Here is a 17421-nt window from a genome sequence, read left to right as displayed (position 1 = left end):
TAATATGAACTATCGTTCGTATAGCGAACACATACATCCTCGGCTATTCTGTACGCATTGCGCATGAAAGTCCTTATAGCGAACACGAGGTTTCATGACTTACCTTGCCTTCCACCGCGCCGGGCCGCGATCGGGCACGCCGATCGTCTTGATTGGCTCGCTCGGCTCGACGCGATCTATGTGGGATCCGCAGGTCGAATCCCTGGCCTGCGAGCACGATGTCGTTGCCATCGACCTGCCCGGCCATGGCGAATCTCCGCTTCCCCCGGTCGGTTCCACCATCGCGACGTTCGGTTCCGAGGTGCTCGCGTTGCTCGACGAACTCGCGCTCGAAGCAGCCCATGTGGTGGGGCTGTCGCTGGGCGGAGCCATTGCACAATGGCTCGCCAGCCATACGCCCGACCGGCTGTCGAGCCTGACGCTACTGTGCACGGCCGCCCGCTTCGGCGAGCCGCAGGGCTGGCTCGACCGCGCGGCGTTCGTGCGCGCCAACGGCACCGCGGCACTGGCAGCCGCGGTGGTGGACCGGTGGTTCAGCGCCGGGTTGGCCGCGAACGACCAGGACCTGATAGCCAGGTCGCGAGCCATGGTCGCCGACACCGACAACGAGGGCTATGCGCGCTGCTGTGAGGCGTTGGCCGCTTGGGACGGCCGCGGCGACCTGGGGCGGATCACGGCGCCGACGCTGGTCATCGCCGGTGGGCAGGACCCAGCCACCACGCCGGCGGATCTCGCCACCATCGCCGACGCGATCCCCAATGCAAAACTGCATATCCTCGATCCCGGTGCCCATCTTGTGAATGTCGAACAGCCCGAACACGTTTCGAAACTCATCACCGAGCATGTCCAGGAGGCTGACAGTCGATGACCGATCCGACACCGGATTACGTTCAGTCGCTTGCGCGGGGTCTGTCGGTGATCCGCGCGTTCGACGCCGAGCATCCGCAACAGACACTCAGCGACGTGGCGAAAGTGACCGGGCTGACCCGGGCGACCGCTCGACGATTCCTGCTCACGCTCTCCGAGCTCGGTTACGTGCGCGCCGACGGTCCCCTGTTCGCGCTGACCCCCAAGGTTCTCGACCTCGGCTACAGCTATCTGTCCAGCCTGACCCTCCCCGAGGTAGCCGGCCCGCACCTCGAGGCGCTCACTAAACAGGTCAACGAGTCAGCGTCGGTGTCGATCCTCGACGGCGCCGACATCGTCTACGTCGCTCGGGTCCCGGTCAGCCGGATCATGACGGTGTCGATCACCATCGGCACCCGCTTCCCCGCCTACGCCACCTCGATGGGCCGAGTGATGCTCGCCGGACTCAGTGCGCCGGATCTCGCCGATTACCTCGCGAAGGTCGAACTGAGCCCCCTCACCGGCCGCACCATTACCAGCCCGAAGGCGCTGCGCGAGGAGCTCTCCCGGGTTCGACACCACGGTTACTGCATCGTCGACCAGGAACTCGAGGCCGGCTTGCGCTCACTGGCCGCCCCCATCCGCGACCACACCGGCACCGTCGTGGCGGCCGCGAACATCTCGACCCAGGCGGCGCGATACCCGGCCGCGGCGGTGCGCAAAGACCTGCTGCCGCCGCTGCTGGCCACCGTCGAAGCCATCCACCAAGACCTGATCCGCATCAACTCCACAAGGACCGACCATGCCTGACGCCGTCATCTGTGAACCACTGCGCACTCCGGTAGGCCGCTTCGGCGGCGTGTTCAAAGACATTCCGGCCGAGACGCTGGCATCGACCGTGATTGCCGAGATCGTCAAGCGCACCGGGATCGACGGCAGCCAGATCGATGATGTGATTCTCGGCCAGGGCTCCCCCAACGGCGAGGCGCCCGCGATCGGGCGGGTCGCCGCGCTCAACGCCGGCCTCGGGGTGACGGTCCCAGGCATGCAGGTCGACCGGCGCTGCGGCGCTGGACTGCAGGCCGTGGTGCAGGGGTGCATGCAGGTTGCTACCGGCGCCAGCGACCTCGTCCTCGCCGGTGGGGTCGAGTCGATGAGTCAGGTCGAGTTCTACGCCACCGGTATGCGGTGGGGCGTCAAGGGGGACGGCGTCGCTCTCAACGACCGCCTGGCCCGAGCGCGGGTGACCGCCGGCGGCAAGGACTTTCCCGTGCCGGGCGGCATGATCGAGACCGCTGAGAACCTGCGCGCCGAATACGGCATCAACCGCGCCGACCAGGATGCGCTCGCGCTGCAATCCCATCAGCGCGCGGTCGCCGCGCAACGCGACGGACGGTTCGGCGAGGAGATCGTGCCGGTGCCGGTACCCCAACGTCGATCCGACCCATTAATCGTCAGCACCGACGAGCATCCGCGCGCGGACACCACCCTGGAGTCGCTGGCGGCGCTTCGCCCGATCCGCGCCAAGATCGACCCGGAATCCACCGTCACCGCTGGCAACGCCAGTGGGCAGAACGACGGTGCCGCCGTATGTATCGTCACCACTCCCGAACGCGCGAAGGAACTCGGGTTGCGTCCGCTGGCGAGGCTTGCCGGCTGGGCGGTCGCAGGTGTCCCGCCAGCCACCATGGGGATCGGGCCTGTGCCCGCCACCGAGCGGGCACTGTCGCGGCTGAACCTGAAACTCACCGACATGGACGTGATCGAACTCAACGAGGCGTTTGCCGCGCAAACCCTTGCGGTGCTTAGCTGTTGGGGCATCGAGGCCGATGATCCCCGGGTCAACCCGAACGGCTCCGGTATCTCGCTGGGGCACCCCGTCGGGGCCACCGGTGCCCGCATCCTCGCGACGCTGCTGCGGGAGATGCAGCGCCGCGAGGCGCGCTACGGGCTCGAGACCATGTGCATCGGCGGTGGCCAGGGCCTCGCGGCGGTCTTCGAGAATGTCAGCGCGTGAAGTAGGAGACGTCGTCGTTCCCGATGAGGTCGGGAACGGTCCAGCCGTCCAGGTCGTATTCGGCCAGGCATTGCTCGGCCAGCCCCTTCATCGCGCTTACGCCGCCACGGTTCTGCGCCGCGAAAAGCAACTCGGCCTTGACGTTCTCGTGGTTGCCGGAGTAGTTGCGCTCGTAGAGTTCATGTCGTCCACCGAACTCGGTGCCCACCGAATCCCACAGCGCCTTCATGATTTTCACGCGTTCGACAGCGGGCATGCCGTCCGAGCCGCGCACATACTTGTCCAGGTACGGCCGCACCTGCGGGCTCTTGAAGTCCAGCGAGCTCGACGGCAGGTAGATCAGTCCCGACGCGACATCCTGCTCGATGATCTCCTTCACCCGCGGGTAGCCCTGGATCATGAACATCCGGTAGGTGAGACCGTATTCGAGCTTCGGGATCACCGTGTCACCGATCCACGGCTCCGGGTCGCGGGCCATCGATTCCGACAGCGACCAGAACAGGTTTCGCCAGCCGATCACCTCGCCCACGCGGGTCTGGACGCCACGGAAACCACCCGCGCCGGTGGCCTCGAGGGCCTTCATCAGCAGGCCGGCGATGAAGTCCAGCTTGACCGCCAAGCGTGTGCAGCCCTGGAAGGTGAAGCGTGGCAAGAAGCCCGACTGCGGGAAGAACGCGTTGATCTTGTCCACATCGCCATACATGAACACGTTTTCCCACGGCACCAGCACCTTGTCGAAGACAAAGATGGTGTCGTTCTCATCCATCCGGCTCGACAGCGGGTAGTCGAACGGGCTGCCCATGACCGCGGCGTTCTGAGTGAACGACGACCGGCAAATCAGCTTGATGCCCGGCGAATCCATCGGCACGGTGCAGATCAGCGCGAATTCCTTCTTCTTGATCGGCAGGCCGTAATGGGCGATGAAGTTGTAGTTGGTGATCGCCGAACCGGTGGCCACCACCTTCGCACCGGAGACGACCAGCCCGGCGTCGGTCTCCTTTTCCACCTTCATGTAGACATCACCGACTTCGTCGGGCGGCAACTGCCTGTCCACCGGCGGGTTGATGATCGCGTGGTTCCAGTACAGGACCTTCTCCTGCGACTCTCTATACCAGCGCTCGGCGTTGTCCTGAAAGGGCGCGTACAGCTCCTTGTTGGCGTGCAGGGTGCCGAGGAAGCTGGCCTTGTAGTCGGGGCTGCGGCCCATCCAGCCGTAGGTCATCCGCGCCCAGCGGGCGATGGCGTCGCGCTCCTTGAGCAGGTCGTCCGCGCTGGTCGGGGCCTTGAAGAAGGGCATAGTGACCCCGCCGTTTCCAGTGTCGGTGGGAGCGGTCACCTCGTCGACGTAGGGACCGGCGTGCATCGAGTCGTAGAGTCGCGCCGTCATCCGGATCGGGTTGCGAAACGCGGGATGCGTGGTGACATCGGCGACTCTTTCGCCCTGCAGCCAGATCTCGCGACCGTCGCGCAGCGACTCGATGTATTCGTCGCCGATCATCGGCCTGCTCGCGTAGTGCTCGCGCCCAGCGGTCGGTGCGGGTTCGGTGATGGTCATGTCGATTTCCTTCCTGGATCAATGGGTGTGCGAATACATGGGCGTGAAAGATGCGGTGGCGCCGAACCAGCCGGTGAGCGGGTCATCGCACGACCCGTTCCACGGCACGTGCGCGGACGGCACGCCGAGCTCGTGAAAGGTGCTGCGGTAGAAGATCAACGGTTGCTTGCCGGTGGCGACCGCGTCGACGATGTGGCCGATGAAGATGATGTGGTCACCGCCGTCGTATTCAGCCCACGGCTCGCACGAGAAGGTCGCCGCCGCGCCGCAGATGATCGGCGCCGTGGGCCCCTCGGCCCAGCTCGGTTCCGGGATGCACGGGCGACCCGCGAAGTGCATGGCGGTGTCGACCTGGTCGGCGGCGAGTACGTTCACGGCGAACGGCGCGTTGCGCAGGTACGTGCAGGCTTTGGATTTTCGGGTCATGGTGATCTGACACAGCCGCGGTTGCATCGACACCGCGGTGAACGCGGTCACCGTAGCGCCGTGCGGGCTTCCATCGCCGTTGCGACAGGTAATGACTGTGACACCACTGGCGAACTGCCCGAAGACGTTTCGGAGCTCGCGCTGCTCGACCATGGTCGGCCTCCTTTCGATATTTCGTGGGAACCGAACGTAGGACGGCGCGAACGCGACGTCGATCCGGTGAGCGCGGTTTCGATCCGTTTTGCGCGGCGGCTCGAGATCGGGGTCACACTGGGGATGAGGTGATCGAGGTGACAGCTGACTGGGACGAGGCATCGCACGCGGTGTCGGATGCGTATTTTCCGCACCAGCTGCATCCGCAGCAGCCGTCGACGGCGGCGGGTGTCGCGGTGGACGGTGCGCGCATCGGCCCAGTTCGCATCGCCCACATCAGTTGGGGCGCACCGGTTACCGTCGACACCGACCATCCCGGCGGATATGCCGTCAACATTCCGCTATCGGGGACGCTGGAGTCGCGGATAGGCCGCAGCGAACTCGTCGCGACTCCCGAACGGGCGACGATCTATCCGCCGGATACCCAAGCGAGCATCACCCGGTGGACAGAATCCTGCCGGATCGTCGGTGTGCGGTTCGAACGCGAATACCTCGATCGCGAAGTGACGCGAATCCTGGCCCGACCCACCTGCCTTCCTGACCATCTGGACCTGCGCGGGAACGGAGTGAATTGGCTGCGACTGGTGCAGGCGCTGGCCGGGCAGTCTTTCGGGAACCCGCTGGTGGACGAGCAGTTGTCCGGTGCGGTGACGGCGGCGTTTGTGCTCGCTGCGGTCCCCGAGGAGCCGCCCGCGGCGCTGCGGCCGCGCATCGTCAAGCGGGTTATCGACGAGATGTATGACGATCCAGCACGCCCCTGGACCGCGGCAGACATGGCCGAGGTTGCCGGCGTGAGCGTTCGACGCCTGCAGGAGGGTTTCCGCGACTACGTAGGTGTGAGCCCGCGGGACTACCTCGTGGATTTGCGTCTTTCGCGCGTGCACGAGGATCTGCTGCGCGACGCGACTGGATTCACCGTCGCCGAGGTCGCCATGCGCTGGGGCTTCACGCACACCGGTCGCTTTGCCGCGGCCTACCGTCGCAAGTTCGGTGAATCACCGTCGGACACCTTGCGTCGCGGGCGAACTTAACCGTTCAACACCGTGGCGAGCTGGCTGCGGGTCCGCACGCCGACTTTTGCGTACACCCGGGTCAGGTGATACTGCACCGTCTTCACCGACAGGAACAGTTCTTCCGCGGCCTCCTTGTTGCTGGCGCCCCGCGCTACCAGAGCGGCCACGGCTTGCTCCTGCGGAGTCAGGTCGGCCAGCGGGTCGGCGCTGCGTTTCATGTTGAGACCGCCGGCCTTGAGTTCGCGGTCACACCGTTGCACGTACGACGTCGCGCCGAGGGACGCGTAGGCGTCACGCGCTGCGTGCATGACCGCGTCCGCCGCACGACGCTTCCCGGCCCGACGCAGGGTCTGCCCGTAGGCGAAGTTGATTCGCGCGCGGTCGTACGGCAGCGGCAGGTCGGCGATGGCCTGCAACGAGCCTTCGAAAACTTTTCGCGCGCGGTCGATATCGTTGCGCGCGCCCAGGATCCGGCCGCGCACGTAGCCGAGTCGCGCGCTCGCGGAACGATGCTGCCGTGCCTGCGCTGTTGCCTCGTGCGGCCGCAGAAAGCGGTCGGCATCGTCGACTCGGCCAACCATCACCAGCGCGTTGCAGTAAATGTCCGGCCATGGCCAGAATCCGGGCTCGTCGATGCCGTCCCGCATTTCTAGCCGCGTCACCGGCTCGAGCGCACGGATCACGCCCGCGTAGTCCGCCTGCACCTCGGCGCACTGGGCACGCGCGATTGCGGCGGGGATGAACATGATCTGGTAATCGTGTCGATCCGCCGACAACCGTCGTAGGTGCTCATCGGCCGCATCCCAGTTGCCGCGCAGTGCGTTGATCTGTGCGCCGGTCCAGTGCACAAGTGGGCGAACCAAGTCCATCCCGACGTCATCGAGCAAGCGAGCGGTACGCTCGACCGTCCGCAGGGCATCGTCCCAGCCGCCGAGCGCAAAGTAGGTGCGCGCCAACCACGCTCCCGCCCACACCGAGATGCGCACCGATCCGGACCGAAAGACCGTCGGCACGGCGTACTCCAGTTCATGACGGGCCGCCTCGGGATCGTCCAAGGCCAGATCCAACCAGCCCTTACCCATTCGGAAGCGTTGGGTTTGCGCGCCACGCACCACAGCCAGGTCCGCATAGGCCACGCGCGCTTCGTCAGCGCGGCCCGACGCGGCCAGCCCCAAGCCGAGGATAGCGGCGGACTCGACCGCCGCGGGATCGTCGCGTTTCACCAGCGCGATCGCACGCCGACTCCACTCGACGAGATCAGTTGCGTGACAGCGACTCAGGGCGTCCAGCACCCGGCGTTGGCAGATCATCGCCGCGATCTCGGGATCGGCGTCCGGATCACATTTCGCCCACGCTTGTCGCAGCAGGGCGTCCGCTTCGGTATTGCGGCCGAGTTGAATCGCCAAGTAACCGAGCACAGCATCGCGCAGCGGACCGGAAGCGAACCTCTCCAAATCGGGCGCAAATTCCTTTGCCCGCGGTAGGTTTCCCGCACCGACTATCGCATCCACCGCGCGAATGAGCCGTCGCTCACGGTCCGCGCGATCGGTGCTGAGCCGACTGGCCGTGATCAGAGCATCGGCGGCAGCGGACCAGGCGCCGACATCTGCCTGCTCGGCGGCATGGCGCTCGAACTCTGCGGCGAGCGCAGCGTCGGGCAGCGCCTGCGCGGCGGCCCGGTGCCGCAACTCTGCGCCGTGGTCAGTGGTGAGCTTTGCCGCGCGCAGATGCAGTTCGCGGCGTCGAATCGGGCCCATCGCCGCCAGCACGGCCGCACGCTGCAGCGGGCTTCTGAATTCGATGACGTTGTCGCCGTTGCGCTCGCGCAGAATGATCCGAAAATGCTGCCCAGCTTCGTCGGCGGCGGCGATCGGATCGTCCAGCTTGCCCAGTTCCGCCACCTCAGCCAACGAGGCCGGCTCTCCGAGCACCGCGGCGGCCTCCACCAACGCACGCGAATGCGCGGAGCATTCCGCTAGCCCGGACTCGATCTCTGCCGCAACACCTTTCGGCACCGGCAGCGCCGATTGCCAGCCTTCCCAGTCTCTCCGCGGTGTTTCGGTAAGAATTGCCACCAGGTGGCGCGGAATTCCCGACGTGTGGTCAACCAGTGCACGTGCCCTCGGCGGCGACAACTCGATCCGCGCCGTGCGGTGTGCTAGTTCCAGCACATCCGACACGGTCAACGGCGGCAACACGATTCGATCGGCCACGCCGTCCAACAACCCGCGAAGCGCAGTGGGCATCGCTGCGCCCGCATCGTAGGCAGCCACGACCAGCAGCGGCCGGTCGGTGAGCCAGGCCGCCGAGGCGAGCGCCTGCATCGATTCCACATCCGCCCGATGCGCATCGTCGACGAGGATCAGGGCCGGCATCCCGTCGGCGACGAGTTCCCGTGCGACCCGATCGACCGCGCCCGCGGTTGAGCGCTTAGTCAGCTGCTCGATAACCCCAAATGGATGATCGGCCTCCCACGCGGTGCCCACCGCCGCAGCGCTGGGCAGCTCGGCGTGGGTGGACCGAAAGTATTCGAGGAGAGCGGTTTTGCCCATTCCGGCTGCGCCCACCACGGCGATCAGCGCGGAACCGGAACCGAGCATCGCTTCGAGCCGGTCCAATTCGTGGCGCCGCCCGACCAGTGGGCCACTCGCGGTCATGCACCCACCGTAACGCCGTCAGCCCTGGTCGCCGCCGGCAACGGGCAACACGGTTCCGGTGATGTACGACGCCTCATCCGAGGCGAGGAACGTGATGGCCGCCGCCTGCTCGTCGAGCGTCCCGTACCGCCGCATCAACGAGGAAGCGATGGTCTGGTCGATGTGTGCCTGATACCAGGCGCGCTCCTGATCAGTACGGGGTTCGGGTGTCCCCCGCGAGATCCGGCGCGGCGGCCCCTCGGTGCCGCCCGGCGCGGTCGCAACCACCCGGATACCGTGTTCGGCGTACTCGAGGGCGAGCGAGGCCGTGATCGCGTTGATGCCGCCCTTGGCCGCGGAGTACGGGATCCGATGGATGCCTCGGGTCGCCGCCGAGGACACGTTGACGATCACACCCGACCCCGCCTCGACCATGTCGGGCAGCACGGCCCGGCAGGCAAGCAGCGTCGTGAGGAGGGAGCGATCCACCTCGGCGCGGATCTCCTCGGCGGTGAACTCGGTGAACGGCTTGAAGTTGATCGCACCGCCGACGTTGTTGATCAACACGTCGACCCGGCCGTGCCGCGCCATTGCGGCAGCCACGAGAGATGCAGCGCCAGTGAACGTTTCCAGATCACATTCGACCGGGATTGCGTCGGAGCCGTGGCGCGCAAGTTCCTGGGCGATCTCGGCCACCAGCGGTGACCGGTCGGCGAGGACGAGGTTGCCACCCTCAGCCGCGATCCGGCGCGCGACCTGGGCACCGATGCCCTGCGCTGAACCGGTGACGATCACGACCTTGCCGCTGAACCGGCCCGGAGTCACGAACTTTGGGCGGGTGGCATCGGCCATGGCCCGGCGCATCGTCTGCTTCGACCGTTCGGCGTGGGCGATGATCAACGCCCTGGCCGCCTCGCGGTCTCCAGCGGCGAATGCCTCCACGATCTCGACATGGTCGGTCGCGCAGCGGGGGTGGCACCAGGTGGCGTTGCGCAGCACGTCGGTCATGCGACCCTTGACCCCGAGCGCCTGATACGCCTGCAACAGATGCGAATTGCGGGTCTGGACAAAAAGGTAGTCGTGGAACGCGGCGTTGGTTTCGGTGTAGGCAGCGGCGTCGACGAAATGCTCGCCCTCGACATAGGGCAGCGTCGCATCGGCCAGCAACCGATAACCGGCCAATTGCTGCGAGGACATCCGTCCGATGGTCACCTCCAGCGCTCCGAGTTCCAGCGCCTCCCGAGCCTCGAAGAGAGCATCCGAAGACCGCACGTCCGGGTGCTCCTCGCCGATCTGGTAGCCGTCGGGTGCGGTGGTCGGCGGTTCTGGCTCGTCGGTGTCGCGCGGGGCCTCGGACTGCACAGCGGCGGGGAACATTTCCTGGCCGGCGACCGTGCGGGACGCAGATCCGGCGAGGACGTCGCCGTCCGGGTCGAGGTCGATAGCGCCGGATGTGTTGTCGCCCGGCAGAATCAGCTGACCCGCGACTCTTCGTGCCAGGTCCGTCGGCTCGCTTGTCGGTGTCGCGCCCTGCCACCGCTCGATTTCGGTTGCCGGAAGGACGGTTTGGCCCGCGATCGCCCGTGCGTCACCATTCGTGATGAGGTCCTCGACCGGTTTATCCACTCCGGCAAGCGAATCCGTGTCGGCTGCTGGGCGCGCGAGCGCGAACTTTTCGTAGTAGAAGCCGGTGGGCTCGATCCCCGCGTCGGCGACGTGCGCGCGCACCGACTCCACCATCGGCGGCGGACCGCACAGGTAGATCGCCACATCACCGTCGTAGAGATGCTCGGGCCGGATCAGGCTCATCACGTAGCCCTTGTTGGCGGCGGCGCTCGCCTGGTCGGACACGCAGTGATCCCAGGTGAGCCCTGGCAGCGCGGAAGCGACCGCCTCGATCTGGTCCAGCGCGACCAGGTCTTCGTCGGTGCTGACGCCGTAGATGAGGTGCGCGGCACGGGTGCTGCCGTCGGCGCGCAACTTACGCAGCATGGAAAGGATCGGCGCCAGCCCGGTCCCGCCGGCCAGCAACAACACCGGCCGTTCGGTCTCCCGCAGGAAGAACGAGCCGTGCGGACCGGTGAAGGTCAACTCGTCGCCCACCTTCGCACGCTCGGTGAGGTAGCTCGACATCGCACCGCCGGAACTGATCTTGATGAGGAAGGTCAACCGCTCCTCGTGCGGTGCGCTGCTGAAGGAGTAGGACCGGGTCACATCTGTGCCCGGGACGGCGATGTTGACGTACTGTCCGGGCAAGAACGACAACTCGCCACGGCTCGGAATCTCTACGGCCAACTCCATGGTGGTCGCAGACAGCCGCCGCAGATCGGTCACGGTAGCCGTGTAGGAGGCGGCCCGGGTCTTTGCCACCTCCGAGGTGCTGGCTATCTGCAGCACGAGGTCGGATTGCGGGCGCATGCTGCACGGCAGCACATAGCCGCGAGCGGCCTCGTCTGCCGACAATGCGTCATCGATATAGGTGCCACCGTCGTAGGACCCCGACTCACACAACGCCTTACAGGTGCCGCAGGCACCGTCCCGGCAGTCGAGCGGGATATTGATCCGTTGGCGATACGACGCGTCGGCGACGGTCTGGTCGGCGCGGCAGGTGATGAACCGGGTCACGCCGTCTTCGAAGGCCAGCGCCACCTGATGCGTGGTGACGCCAGCGGCAGTCTCGATAGTCATGGCTTGCTGCTCCGATGCGCCCGTTAGAAGTGGTAGACGTCCACGACGTGGTGGATGTAGTCGTTCTTCAGCACGACGGTCTTGCGCCGAATCAGCGGTTGCTTACCGGAGAAGTCGATCGTGTAGAAGGACGTGCCGTAGTAGGGGTCGATTGTCTTGTACCGGAAATACATTGTGTGCCAGTTGAACCGCACGTCGACGATGTCCCCGCGCCGGTCGATGACCTCCACGTTGGTGATGTTGTGGCTCGTGCGCGGTTCCGGGATCGAGGTCGCCGACGACCGCTCGGTGCGGATACGAAACACCCGATCCTCGAGGCCGCCCTTGTTGGGGTAATAGATCAGCGAGATGTCGGTCTGCGGGTTCTGCACGAGCAGGTCGTCGTCGCCCCACGAGGGCATCCAATAGACGACGTCGTCGGCGTAACACTCGAGCCATTTCTCGTATTCGCGGTCGTCGAGGTAGCGGGCCTCGCGGTAGAGGAACTGCTCGATCGCGTTCTGGGTGATCAGGCGGGTGCTCGCGGTGGTCTCATTCGTGGTGGTCATTTCCGGTCTCCGTTCGCAGCGTTGTGGCGGGCAGCTGCCTCCTCGCGGGCCACGGCGGCCAACATCGTCTCGCGCCAGTAGCCGTGCTGGACGGGATAGAGGCCCTCGTCTTCGTTCTTCACGCCCGCCGAGATAACTCCCTCCATGCCAAGCGATTTCGCGACCTCGTCGGGCCCAGTAAGCCAGTGGGTGGCGCCGCGACTCATGTCGTTCCAGGGCGCGGCCGTCGCGCGGAAGGTGAGCTGGCAGGAGCGGAACTCCTCGAGGTCATCGGGTGTGGCCATCCCGGAAGCGTTGAAGAAGTCCTCGTACTGGCGGATTCGCCAGGCCCGGGACTCCGCGCTCTCCCCCTTCGGCGCGATGCAATAAATGGTGACCTCGGTCTTGTCCGGCGCGATCGGCCGAAAGTGGCGGATCTGCGTCGAAAACTGGTCCATCAGATAGACATTCGGGTACAGGCACAGGTTGCGCGAACCCTTGACCATGAACTCGCCTTTGGCATCGCCGAACTTTTGCTTCAGTTCATCCATCCGGTTCCACAGCGGCCGGTCCTGCGGGTTGCCGGCCCACGTCCACAGGCACAGGTGGCCGTTGGGGTAGGACCAGTAGCCGCCGCCGGATTTGCCCCAGCTGCCGGCGTCGAGAGTCTTGGTGGCGTTCGCCGACTCGCCGGTGTTGCGGCGCGACGTCGTGGCCGCGTAGTTCCAGTGCGTTGCGGTGACGTGGTAACCGTCGGCGCCGTTTTCCGCCTGCAGCTTCCAGTTGCCGTCGTAGGTGTAGGTCGATGAACCGCGGAGCACCTCCAGGCCGTCCGGCGATTGATCGACGAGCATGTCGATGACCTTGGTGGTGTCGCCGAGGTGCTCGGTGAGCGTGCTGACGTCCGGGTTGAGACTGCCGAAGAGGAATCCGCGGTAGCTGTCGAAGCGCGCGACCTTGATCATGTTGTGCGAACCGGCGGTGTCGAACGATTCGGGGTAGCCGGCGCCGTCCGGGTCCTTGACCTTGAGCAGCGTGCCGTCGTTGCGGAACGTCCAGCCGTGGAAGGGGCAGGTCAGCGTCATCCGGTTGTCGGTCTTGCGGCGGCAGATCATCGCCCCGCGGTGCGCACAGGCGTTGATCAGGCAGTTGAGCGTGCCGTCCTTGCTTCGCGTGATGACGACGGGCTGGCGGCCGATGGTCGTCGTGAGGTAGTCGCCAGGGTTGGGGATCTGGCTCTCGTGGGCCAGGTAGATCCAGTTGCCCTCGAAGATGTATTTCATCTCGAGTTCGAAGATCTCCTCGTCGGTGAAGATCGACCGCCGCACCTGATAGCGGCCGGCATCGGCGTTCTCCACCAACGCGTTTGCCAACTGCGCGCTGACTCGGTCCAAAGTTTCGGTCATCGGGAACTCCTGGAGATAGGGGCGATGACGTCCACGTTCGCAGCCTGTGGCGGCAGTCACACTAGGCATTTGCCTAGTACTGGTTAGGACTGGCCACTGGCCCAACCGCCTAGCGCCCCCGCTCCCCTGTGCGTGAATTTTCACCGCGGGCGGTGGAAATTCACGCACAGCCGGGGGCGGGGGTCTTGTCGCTACCCCCGATACCCCATGTCTGCACTGAGCGCGGCCGCCGCCTCCAGCACGCATGGAACCGCTTGCACGCGAAACTCTTCCGGGGTGTTTCGGGCAGTCGACGTGGAGCAGGCGACCACGCCCACCACCGTGCCGGAGGCGTCGCGGACCGGCGCGGCCAACGAGATCAGGCCGGGCTCCAGCTCTTCTGCGGTCAACGCGTAACCCTGTTCGCGGACCTTGGCCAGCTCGGCCTCGAGCTCGTCGGCAGTGCTGATGGTGCCCTCCACCAGCCTTTCGAACGGCGCCTGAGCCAGCACCGGCGCCACTACGTCGGCGGGTGCCCACGCGAGCAAGGCTCGGCCCATCGATGTCGCAAATGCCGGCACGCGGGTACCGACCGAGACGTTGATACTCATGATTCGGCGCACCGGCACGCGCGCCGCGTAGACGACGTCGGTGCCGTCGAGTACACCCAGCGACGCCGATTCACCCGTCGTCTCGGCCACCCGCACCAACCGCGGCATCGCGGCCTCGAGCAGCGCGTGGGAGGCGGAGTAATGCTGGCCGATGCTCAAGACCCGAGGCGTGAGCGACCACCGTCCGTTGCTGCCGGTCACGTATCCGAGTCGCTGCAGCGTCAGTAGGATTCGGCGCACCGCCGGCCTGGAAAGACTTGTCTTGACTGCTAATTCGGCCAGGGTCGGGTTGGGATGTTCCGCGTCGAACGCGAGCAACACTGCAAATCCCCGTTCGATGCTCTGAATGTAATCGCGGTCGTTCTCGCCCGGCTGCTCGCTCACAATTCCTCCCACGGTGCCTGTTGACAACGGCCTGTGACTGCGCGCACAGTGGTTGATGTACGCACTGCGTTATCGACGTACGCATAGCGTACATCAGGTTTTCAGCCCGCAACAGGAGAATCACGATGACGACCATCGAATCGCCGACCGCCGCCGGGTCAGGCACTGCCGCCACCGACAAGTTCAAGAGGGAGCGCGTCAGCGCGGACACATCGCCGGAACGGTTGGCCGCAATCGCGAAGGACGCGCTGGGCGCGCTGCACAAGGTGATCCTCGACCACGGCGTCACCTACCCCGAGTACCGCGTGTTCAAGCAGTGGCTGATCGACGTCGGCGAGGGTGGCGAGTGGCCGCTGTTCCTCGACGTATTCATCGAGCATGCTGTCGAGGAAGTGCTGGCACGCAGCCGCAAGGGCACCAAGGGCAGCATCGAGGGCCCCTATTACGTGCCCAACGCGCCCAAGCTGCCGTCGGTCTGCACGCTGCCGATGCGCGAGGAGGACAAGAAGGCGACACCGCTCGTGTTCACCGGCCAGGTCACCGATCTCGACGGAAACGGCATCGGCGGCGCCATCATCGAACTCTGGCACGCCGACGAAGAGGGCTACTACTCCCAGTTCGCCCCGCACCTGCCCAAGTGGAACCTGCGCGGCACTATCGTCACCGACGACGAGGGCCGCTATGAGATCACTACGATTCAGCCTGCGCCATACCAGATTCCGACGGACGGCCCTACCGGCCAGTTCATCGAGGCACAGAACGGCCACCCGTGGCGCCCCGCGCATTTACACCTGATCGTCTCCGCACCGGGCAAAGAGTCGGTGACCACCCAGCTGTATTTCAAGGGTGGCGACTGGGTGGCAAACGATGTCGCCTCGGCGGTCAAGCCGGAGCTCATCCTGGACCCGCAGCCCGGCGACGACGGCAAGAACCACGTGACCTACAACTTCGCCCTGGATCCGGCGTGAGCAACGACCTGACAATCGTCGGCGTCGAGACCACGATTCTCGACGTTCCGCTCGTCCGCGCGCACAAGTTCGCCACCACCGAAATGACCGCGCAGCCCCTGCTGCTGGTCGCAATCCGCACGGCAGCGGGCACGGTGGGCCACGGCGAGGGCGTGGTGCCGGGCGGGCCGTGGTGGGGCGGCGAGTCCGTGGAGACCATGCAGGCGCTGATCGAACGCTACATGGCCCCGGTACTCGCCGGCCGCCGCGTCAATGACATCACCGCGATCATGGCCGACATCGAAAAGGTCGTCGCAAGAGCACAATTCGCCAAGGCTGCGGTCGAGATTGCGCTGCACGACGCGTGGGCGCGCACTCTCGGCGTGCCGGTGCACACCCTGCTCGGCGGTGCGTTTCGGCGCAGTATCGACGTGACCTGGGCGCTCGGCGCCGCGCCGGCTGCGGAGATCATCGACGAAGCCATCGAGCTGCTGGAGACGCGAAGGCATTTCAGTTTCAAGCTGAAGATGGGGGCGCTGGACCCGGAGACAGACACCCAGCGCGTCGTGCAGATCGCTCAGGCGTTGCACGTCAAAGCCGGTGTGCGGGTAGACATCAACGCCCGGTGGGACCGCCTCACGGCGCTGAAGTATCTACCGCGCTTGGCCGACGGCGGCGTGGAACTGATAGAGCAGCCGACTCCCGGTGACCAGATCGAGGTGCTCGCCGAACTCAATCAACTACTGCCGGTTCCGGTGATGGCCGACGAGAGCGTGCAGTCACCACACAATGCGCTCGACGTCGTGCGGCAGCGGGCGGCCGACGTCATCGCCATCAAGACCACCAAACTCGGCGGCCTGCGCCGCAGCCGGGAGACGGTCGCAATAGCTCGCGCAGCGGGAATCGCCTGCCACGGCGCCACATCCATCGAGGGCCCGATCGGCACCGCGGCATCGATCCACTTCGCTTGCGCCGAACCGGGAATCGATTTCGGCTCCGAACTGTTCGGGCCGTTGCTGTTCGAAGAGGAACTGCTCACGACGCCGCTGCGCTACGCGGATGGACAAGTACACCTGCCTGACGGGCCTGGGTTAGGCGTCGAATTGAACCCCGACGCGGTAAAGACCTGGAGTCGAAACTGATGGCACTCTTTCACGTCCGGATGGACGTCAACCTTCCGCACGATCTCGATCCCGCAGTGCGCGATGACACCATCGCGCGCGAGAAGGCCTACTCGCAGGAGCTGCAGCGCCAAGGCAAGTGGGTGCATATCTGGCGGATCGTCGGCAAGTACAGCAACATCAGCATCTTCGACGTCGACTCCGCCGACGAGCTGCACGAAATACTGTGGAATCTACCGCTGTTCGCGTACATGACAGTCGAGATCAATGCGCTGACCCGTCATCCGAGCGCCATCGCATAACGGTCAACGCGGCCCCATGAACAGGGTCTGGGTGCTGCGGCCGATCGGTCCCTGCTCATCGAACAGCACCGATTCCGCCATCCCGATGCCGTGCGGTTGCGGGTACGTCACCGCGTCGAGGCACACCCACTCCCCCACCGGCTGCCGATAGAGCGTGACCGTCAGGTCGGTGTTGATGAACAGGTATCGACTCCAGTCGAGTACCGCACTGACGCCATTGCCCGAGTCCGCGGCAGCCAGCGCGCGCTGCAGCGGACTCGGGGTCTGCCCCGCAACGATCGGGTAGCGCAGCCGAATCCAGCACACCGCCGGACCCGGCTCGTCGAACCCGCCGGTGACAAACCGGTATTCCACGCCCGTATGGAACCCGACGGCATGTGCTGACGGAAAGCTGTTGCGGCCCATTGCAGTATCCGGTCCGGGACGGGTCCCTGTCGGCATCGCCGGCGGCGGGATGTCCAGCGGCGGCTCGGCGAGCCGGAACCGCCAGGCGTTGGCTTTCAACACCGGCCCCCGGTCGCTGCTGAGCACGGCCTCGATCAGCTCGACACTCTTTCCACTCCGGGTGACCTTGGCGTCGACCGTCAGCGGCGCGAGCGGCACCGGACCGAGAATCTCGACCGCAACACGACCGACCTGGAATCTGGGCCGCGGCTCGCATCGCTCGATCGCGTAACCCAGCAGCGCCGACGGCGGGCCGGCGTGCTGCGCGTCCGGCGACCACGGACCGCGAGTGAGCTCGGTGGAGGTGAAGCGACTCGAATCGGAGGGATCGGGCAGGTAGAAGGCGTCCACCGGTACCTCAGCCAC

The 17421-nt window shown here is 65.8% G+C and carries 15 protein-coding genes; 7 read left to right on the top strand and 8 right to left on the bottom strand.

The features are described 5' to 3' along the window. The first annotated feature begins 94 nt into the window (after nucleotides 1–94). From pcaD to FOS14_RS03280, 3 genes are read left to right on the top strand one after another with little or no spacing between them, the layout of a single operon-like run. On the top strand, nucleotides 95–868 hold the full coding sequence (pcaD, locus tag FOS14_RS03290; protein WP_143768828.1) for a 3-oxoadipate enol-lactonase: 774 nt from the start codon (nucleotides 95–97) through the stop codon (nucleotides 866–868). Continuing rightward, complete coding sequence (locus FOS14_RS03285) at nucleotides 865–1656, top strand: IclR family transcriptional regulator (RefSeq protein WP_143768827.1); 792 nt, start codon at nucleotides 865–867, stop codon at nucleotides 1654–1656. The genes pcaD and FOS14_RS03285 overlap by 4 nt, the downstream gene beginning before the upstream one ends. After that, nucleotides 1649–2863, top strand: coding sequence for an acetyl-CoA C-acetyltransferase (locus FOS14_RS03280; protein ID WP_143768826.1), 1215 nt, complete (start codon nucleotides 1649–1651; stop codon nucleotides 2861–2863). The genes FOS14_RS03285 and FOS14_RS03280 overlap by 8 nt, the downstream gene beginning before the upstream one ends. Here FOS14_RS03280 and FOS14_RS03275 read toward each other — a convergent pair. Beyond that, on the bottom strand, nucleotides 2853–4418 hold the full coding sequence (locus FOS14_RS03275; protein ID WP_143768825.1) for a 4-hydroxyphenylacetate 3-hydroxylase family protein: 1566 nt from the start codon (nucleotides 4416–4418) through the stop codon (nucleotides 2853–2855). The two genes, FOS14_RS03280 and FOS14_RS03275, sit on opposite strands and share 11 nt — an antisense overlap. Nucleotides 4419–4436: 18 nt before the next feature. Next, entirely contained in the window at nucleotides 4437–4997 is a 561-nt protein-coding gene (locus FOS14_RS03270) for a flavin reductase family protein (protein ID WP_143768824.1), read from the bottom strand. A gap of 137 nt (nucleotides 4998–5134) precedes the next feature. Between FOS14_RS03270 and FOS14_RS03265 the strand changes: the two genes are divergently transcribed. Beyond that, nucleotides 5135–6028, top strand: a complete 894-nt coding sequence (locus tag FOS14_RS03265) for an AraC family transcriptional regulator (RefSeq protein ID WP_255450029.1) — start codon at nucleotides 5135–5137, stop codon at nucleotides 6026–6028. Here the strand turns inward: FOS14_RS03265 and FOS14_RS03260 are convergent. From FOS14_RS03260 to FOS14_RS03240, 5 genes are all read right to left on the bottom strand, one after another. Further along, nucleotides 6025–8667, bottom strand: coding sequence for a LuxR family transcriptional regulator (locus FOS14_RS03260; protein WP_143768822.1), 2643 nt, complete (start codon nucleotides 8665–8667; stop codon nucleotides 6025–6027). The two genes, FOS14_RS03265 and FOS14_RS03260, sit on opposite strands and share 4 nt — an antisense overlap. A gap of 18 nt (nucleotides 8668–8685) precedes the next feature. Further along, nucleotides 8686–11334 carry a benzoate 1,2-dioxygenase electron transfer component BenC gene (gene benC, locus FOS14_RS03255; protein ID WP_143768821.1) on the bottom strand — a complete coding sequence of 883 codons (2649 nt, stop codon included), beginning with the start codon at nucleotides 11332–11334 and terminating at the stop codon, nucleotides 8686–8688. A gap of 23 nt (nucleotides 11335–11357) precedes the next feature. Beyond that, nucleotides 11358–11882, bottom strand: a complete 525-nt coding sequence (gene benB / locus FOS14_RS03250; protein WP_143768820.1) for a benzoate 1,2-dioxygenase small subunit — start codon at nucleotides 11880–11882, stop codon at nucleotides 11358–11360. Further along, a complete protein-coding gene (gene benA / locus FOS14_RS03245; protein ID WP_143768819.1) occupies nucleotides 11879–13267 on the bottom strand; it encodes a benzoate 1,2-dioxygenase large subunit in 1389 nt (462 codons plus the stop codon). Before benA ends, benB begins: the two co-directional genes overlap by 4 nt. Before the next feature lie 191 nt (nucleotides 13268–13458). Next, nucleotides 13459–14244 (bottom strand): IclR family transcriptional regulator C-terminal domain-containing protein, encoded by a 786-nt coding sequence (locus tag FOS14_RS03240; RefSeq protein ID WP_185981604.1) that lies wholly within the window; start codon nucleotides 14242–14244, stop codon nucleotides 13459–13461. 122 nt (nucleotides 14245–14366) lie between these two features. Here FOS14_RS03240 and catA point away from each other — a divergent pair, with 122 nt between their 5' ends. From catA to catC, 3 genes are read left to right on the top strand one after another with little or no spacing between them, the layout of a single operon-like run. Then, nucleotides 14367–15209 (top strand): catechol 1,2-dioxygenase, encoded by an 843-nt coding sequence (gene catA, locus FOS14_RS03235; RefSeq protein WP_143768817.1) that lies wholly within the window; start codon nucleotides 14367–14369, stop codon nucleotides 15207–15209. After that, nucleotides 15206–16330, top strand: a complete 1125-nt coding sequence (locus tag FOS14_RS03230) for a muconate/chloromuconate family cycloisomerase (RefSeq protein WP_143768816.1) — start codon at nucleotides 15206–15208, stop codon at nucleotides 16328–16330. Before catA ends, FOS14_RS03230 begins: the two co-directional genes overlap by 4 nt. After that, entirely contained in the window at nucleotides 16330–16611 is a 282-nt protein-coding gene (gene catC, locus FOS14_RS03225; protein WP_143768815.1) for a muconolactone Delta-isomerase, read from the top strand. The genes FOS14_RS03230 and catC overlap by 1 nt, the downstream gene beginning before the upstream one ends. Before the next feature lie 3 nt (nucleotides 16612–16614). On the opposite strand, the gene FOS14_RS03220 is transcribed toward catC, so the two are convergent. Next, nucleotides 16615–17421, bottom strand: a complete 807-nt coding sequence (locus FOS14_RS03220) for a thioesterase family protein (RefSeq protein ID WP_255450028.1) — start codon at nucleotides 17419–17421, stop codon at nucleotides 16615–16617.

This window comes from Skermania sp. ID1734 (assembly GCF_007489285.1).
GTDB lineage: Bacteria > Actinomycetota > Actinomycetes > Mycobacteriales > Mycobacteriaceae > ID1734.
This window is presented reverse-complemented; position numbering and strand designations above follow the sequence as displayed.